The sequence below is a fragment of the Limnohabitans sp. genome, from assembly GCF_046052825.1.
GTDB lineage: Bacteria > Pseudomonadota > Gammaproteobacteria > Burkholderiales > Burkholderiaceae_C > Limnohabitans.
The window spans coordinates 23,427-29,426 of sequence record NZ_JAVLFP010000003.1 but is presented as its reverse complement, the minus strand read 5'-3'; the positions used below and the strand labels follow the sequence as shown (position 1 = coordinate 29,426).

1 protein-coding gene is annotated in these 6,000 nt (G+C 57.4%); it reads right to left on the bottom strand.

Going from position 1 to position 6,000, the window contains the following annotated elements; genetic code table 11:
* Positions 1-5,201 (bottom strand): cadherin-like domain-containing protein (locus ACKWJN_RS00500; RefSeq protein WP_408593501.1); only part of this gene is annotated, 5,201 nt, incomplete at its 3' end.
* Between the last annotated feature and the right edge of the window lie 799 nt (positions 5,202-6,000).

Here is a 6,000-nt window from a genome sequence, read left to right as displayed (position 1 = left end):
ACATCGTTGACCGCTGACACCGTCACCGTCGCTACGGCGGTGGCGTAGCCCCCGTTGCCGTCACTCACCGTGTAGTTGAAGCTGGCTGTACCGTGGTAGTTCGCGTCCGGCGTGTACTGCACGGTTTGTGTGTCGTCGGCGTTGTTGACCAAAGTCACCGTGCCGTGGGTCTTGCCGCTGATGGTGCTGACTGAGCTCAAAGTCAGTACTTGACCGTCTGTTGCTGTGTCTGCATCGGTGTCGTTGCTTAGTAGAGTGCTAGCTGCGATGTTGAGGGTTGTGTCTTCACTGGTGCTAACCGTCTCGCCCAGGACCACCGGGGTGTCGTTGACCGCATTGACGGTGATGCTCACGCTGGCGTTGGTGGTGCCTCCGTTGCCGTCGCTCACGGTGTAGGTGAAGCTGGCTGGACCGTGGTAGTTGGCCTTGGGGATGAATTGAATATTTCCGCTGGCCAGCATGCTGACCGTGCCGTGTGTGGCGTCTGAGACTGCGGTGATGGTCAGCACCTGGCCGTCTGTCGCTGTGTCCACGTCGCTGTCGTTAGCGAGCAACTGGGCTTGGGTGAAGACCAGCCCCGTGTCTTCGTCGGTGCTGCTGAGTTCGCCCACCGTCACAGGTGCATCGTTGACCGCTGACACGGTCACTGTTGCGATTGAAGTGGCATACCCGCCATTGCCGTCACTCACGGTGTAGTTGAAGCTGGCGGTGCCGTGGTAGTTGGCGTCTGGCGTGTACTGGACGGTTTGCGTGCCGTTGGCGTTATTCAGCAAAGCCACCGTGCCGTGGGTCTTGCCACTGATGGTGCTGACCGAGCTCAAGGTGAGCACTTGGCCGTCTGTCGCTGTGTCTACATCGCTGTCGTTGCTTAGCAGAGTGCTGGCTGCGATGCTGAGCGTGGTGTCCTCGCTGGTGCTGACCGTCTCGCCCAGGACCACCGGGGTGTCGTTGACCGCATTGACGGTGATGCTCACGCTGGCGGTGGTGGTTCCGCCGTTGCCGTCGCTCACGGTGTAGGTGAAGCTGGCTGGGCCGTGGTAGTTGGCCGTTGGGATGAATTGAATGTTTCCGCTGGTCAGCATGCTGACCGTGCCGTGTGTGGCGTCTGAGACTGCGGTGATGGTCAGAGACTGTCCATCTGTGGCTGTGTCCACATCGCTGTCGTTGGCGAGCAACTGGGCTTGGGTGAAGACCAGAGTGGTGTCTTCGTCCACGCTTGAAGCGTCTTGTTGGGTAACAGGCACGTCGTTCACTGCGCTGACGTCAACCGTGACCGTGGCGATGGTGCTGCCGAAGTTGCCTGCATCGTTACCGTCGTTGACGATGTAGGTGAATGTGGCAGTCCCATGGAAATTACTATCTGGCACAAAGCGAATGCGCCCATCGGCCAACAAGGTGGCCGTGCCATTCAGAGCGGAGGCAATGCCTGTGATGCTGAGCACCTGACCATCGGTGGCCGTGTCGACATCGCTGTCATTGCTCAGTAAATCCGCCACATTGAAATAAATGGCCGTATCTTCTTGTGTGCTCGATGTCTCTCCCTGCGTCACCGGAGCGTCGTTGACCGCCGCAATGATCAATGTGGTTCTGCCAGTGGTGGACAAGCCATATTGGTCTGTCACGGTGTAGGTGAAGCTGGCCTCGCCATGAAAGTTGGTGTCAGGAATGAACACCACCACGCCCTCATTCAAGCTGACCTGGCCGTTCACCGCGTCTGCCACCGCCGTGATGGTGAGTGCGGGTGCGTTGACATCGGCAAGCGCATTGGGTGTGCTGTCGTTGGCCAACAAAATATCTTGGCTCAAACGCAACACCACGTCCTCTGTACCGGGCAAGGTTTCAGCTTCAACCATCGGGTAATCAAGCGTTACCGCAGCTGTTGCGAAATTGGCATTGGGTGATGTGGCTTCTGAACTTGCGGTTGCAGCAGAGGGGGAAGATGCAGGTGTTGGATCTGAGGCCTGCTTGCTCGTAGTGGGGCTGCTGATGACCACGGCCTTCACCAGCACCACAGGCGCTGCCTCGACAACCGTGCTTTGAGTTGATGTTGAAAGCGCAGTGACCGCGGTCGGCGAGGTGATGGCTTGCGTCGACGTTGGAGCAGTCTGCACGGTTTTCGCCACAGGCACAGTGACTGGCGCAGAGAACACCTCGGCTTGTTTGACCACAACCTCTGTCGACGTGGAAGCCGAATTGAATGGAGCACTTGGCGTCGCAGCAGAATTGTCGATGGATGAGGTCACTTGGTTATCGACGCTTGCCGAGCTGGTGGTAATGACACGTGAGCTGGAACTGCCGCCACTGCTGACCACATTGGCCTGCACCGCTGCCGCCTCTGCCGCACTGGCCGTAGCCCCTAGGCCCACCGCGCCTAGCACGCCCAAACCAGAAGCCGCCCCAAACATGCTGCTGCCTGAACTCTCAATCATGTCTTGCGTGACGATGCGCACTTCGCTTTGCGCGCTGTTTTGCCCCGCTGGCACAAAGGCCACACGGGTCTCAGGGCTGACGTTGCTAGCAGCGCTTGTCGCGGTGGGCGTCACCGTTGCTGTTGCTGCACTCTTGAGCCTAGCGTCTCCCACGCCCATGGTGGTGCTGGTTTGCACACTTGCGTTGGCTATGGTTTTGTAGGTGGTGGTGGCCAGCTTGCTGGCGTCGGCCTGCACCACTGCACCATAGGAGCCGTCCACGTCTTTGGTACCGCCTTGGGTGTGCGCTGCTTGCCCATCAAAGGCCCTGGTGTTGACGACGTACTGCACGCTTTGAGCTGTGCCATCTAGTTGCTCGGTGGTCTGCACCAACCCACCCGCTGTTACCGTGATGGCCACACCCAAGGTATCTGCGGTGAGTGTTTCCACGTTGAGGCTTTGCACGCTGCCGTCAGCGCGCTCTATGCGCGGTGGGTTGGTGCTGAAGTCAATCGCGGTGATGCCTGCTTGGCTCATGCTCTGTAGCTCTGTGGCACTGCCCTTGCCGTCTGCGTTGACATCGACCCACAGTTTGAGTGCTGCAAAGGCTGGGTCTTGCGCGGTCAGTCTGGCGTCTTGGTTGGCATCCAGCCAAGCCAAGCTGGTGCGGGCTTGCTGCACTTGCCCTGCGTCTTGCAGGTTCACCATCTCGCCCAAGCCAATTTTTCCATCGCCATTCAAGTCCACGCTCAGGATGGCTTGGTTGGCTTGAACCCATTGGGTTTGCTCTAAGTAGCCGTCGCCATCTACGTCGATGAGTGGGTTGCTTGGCGTGGCTTCTGTGGGCAAGGCGCTGGCCAGTCCTAAGCTCACCACTTGCAGGGTCTGGTGCAAGCCGTCGCTCAGCGCTTGCGGCAGAGTGTTGGATTGCGTCGGTAGGTCAATGTCTCCGCTTTGTTGGTAGTGCGCCAACACGGTTTGCACTTGCCATGCAGGGGCGATGGCGCTTTGTGCGTGTTGCACGAAGTCACCACTCAAGGTCTCGCCAGTGCCGTCTCCCCGGTTGCCTGCACCGTCGTAGAAGCGGGTTTGGGTGTGTCCCTGATCATCGGTCCACTGCAAGTACATGAAGCCTCTTGCCCCGTTGGCGAGGTTGTAGCCATCGGGGTCGTATTTGAAGCCCACGCTGGGCAGCAGGTTGGGGATGAGAGCCAGCCCCAAGCCGTCGCTTGCGTTGTGTTGGCTGTTGTAGGTCTGTAGCTGTGTTTGCAGCCCGTCCACCAAGCTGCTCATCCAGCTGTTGGCGGTGGAGCCCCCACCTTCTGCATCTTGGGTGGTGATGATTTGAGTCTGACCCTGCGCGTCCCACTGCGCATGGGCCAAGCCTTGCCGCATGGGGATGTCGTCGTCGCCGAAGAGGCCGCCGAATGCGCCACCAATAAACCCGCCAATGGCACCACCCAGGGCAATGCCTATAGGCCCAAACTCGGCCCCCAAGGCTTGGCCGATGTAGGTGCCCGCCATCGTGCCCGCTGCAACTTCGGGGTTGTCTTCGAAGTTGCGAATGGCCAATGCGTAGCTCAGGTAAGGCACCGACTCGCCCGCAGCGGTGTTGCCAAAGGCCTCGTTCATGGCGTTGTCCAACGCTCGGTCACTGACCACGTTGATGCCGTTGGCAATGATGAGGCTGTCTCCGCTTTGCAGCCCCTGCGCCAAGCTAAGCCAGCCTGAGGCTGCGCCTAAGTCGCCTGGCAGGTTGTTGCCCGTGGCACCAAAGGCTTCTCCCAATTTGTCGGTAGCGTTGTACAAGTTGACCAAGGCGCTGAGCTTGCCCAGATCACTCAAGTGGTCCCAATTGTTGGCAGCCATGAGGCTGTTGAAGAGGGCACTGGCTTGTTGGGTGTTGTACTGCTCTTGGGTTTGAACGCTGCCTTGTTCGTTGATGTGGTTGTTGACTTCTACCGTGTTGCCACTGGCGTCGATGGTGCTGGCTTTGAGGTTCAAGTCGCCTGATGACGAATGAATAATCTCGCCCACGATGTCGCCTTCTGCGGTGGCTATCAATGCACCGCCACCGGGTAAGGTGTAGAAGGAGAGGGTTTTGTCGGTGCCTAGGGCTAGTTTGTCTATCTGCGCCGCGAGTGCGTCTTGTTGCCCGGTGGTAAGGGCGTCGCCTTGCGTGTCTAGGTAGTGGGTGAAAGTGTTGGTGTAGGCATTGGTGGGGGCGGATATATCGGGCAAAGTACCGCCCGAGCCGGCTACTTGCGTGCCAGGATTTTGAGCTTTGATATCGGCGGCTGTTTTGTCGGCTTGGTTAAAAGCATCGACCAACGCATCGTTCACCTCTTGTGCATCAGGTGAGAGGGGTGGTGTTTCGGGTGGTAAGTCCAAGCCATTAACGCCACCCAAAGTTCGCTCGTACACATCTTGAGGAATCGGCAGTTTGTACCCCGCAACGATGCTGTTGAGATCAGCACTGTCTCCGTATTGCTCTTTGAGGTACGAAGAAAACTCCTGCACCGTCATGTCGTAACGCTTGGCAATGCTGCTCACCGTGTCGCCAGGCTGCACCGTCACTGCGTTGTCACCGCTGTAGCTCGGCAGTGCTGTGGCGGGGTTGAAGACGCTAGCAGGCGGCGTAACCGCATCGGGGTTGACAGTGCCACGACCAGAGCCTGCTGTGTTGGAAAAGTTGTAGTCGTTGGTGTGATTGGGGTCTAACGTAACAGTGCCAACTGGTGCAATACGTTGCGAAATGTCGCCGCGAAAATATGCAGCTTCAGTGGCATTCATAGCAACGATGGAACTGTGGTCTCCCACAATGCCTGCATACTTGGTTGGAATGACCACGGTGGTTCCATTTCCAGGAAGTCCACCGTTCAAATCATCAATAATACTCACGCCTGTCGTGTGAATATTGAGTTGATTTTGCTTAGTCAGGTCAACTAGTGGCAACCCAGACTTAGCCGTCATCTGATCTGCCATGCTTTGCATTTGCTCAACAGACACACCAGGGCCATTAACGGTAGTGATACGAGAGCACTGCGCAATAGCAGCACCTAATGTGGTGATTTCTGGTGAACCTTCGGAATGGGCGGCGGCATCAACACAAGGCCCTACCGCACGGCCCGTACCTTGCGCGGTTCCTGTTTGCACAACGACAGGCATGGTGACCAAACCCGTATTGCTTGCGTTACCTCGACCAGGTAAGCCAATCGTATCGGCAGTGGCTCTAATTAAATCATCTGCATTGCTGTTTATGCCTTTGACTGAAAACTGCGGCACGGGTTGCCCTGCGGGCGTGGTCTCGCGCAATACGAAGTTTGCAATCAGCGTAGTTTGATACGTGGGTAGTTGGTTTTGCGCTATGGTGCCGTCTGCTAGGACTAGGTCGTTTAATCCACGTTCGGAAAATGCTGCTTCTGTCCCTCGAATTGTGGTGGCTATTTGATTTGTTCCATTAACCCTGAAAAGCACAGCGCCAGCACCATCTTGATCTAGAGCTGCGACTGGCGTGTATTTCGCGACAAAACTCTTTGCTTGAGTTGAAGTGAATCCTTGCTGAACAAGAATGCTCTCAGTCGCGGCGATT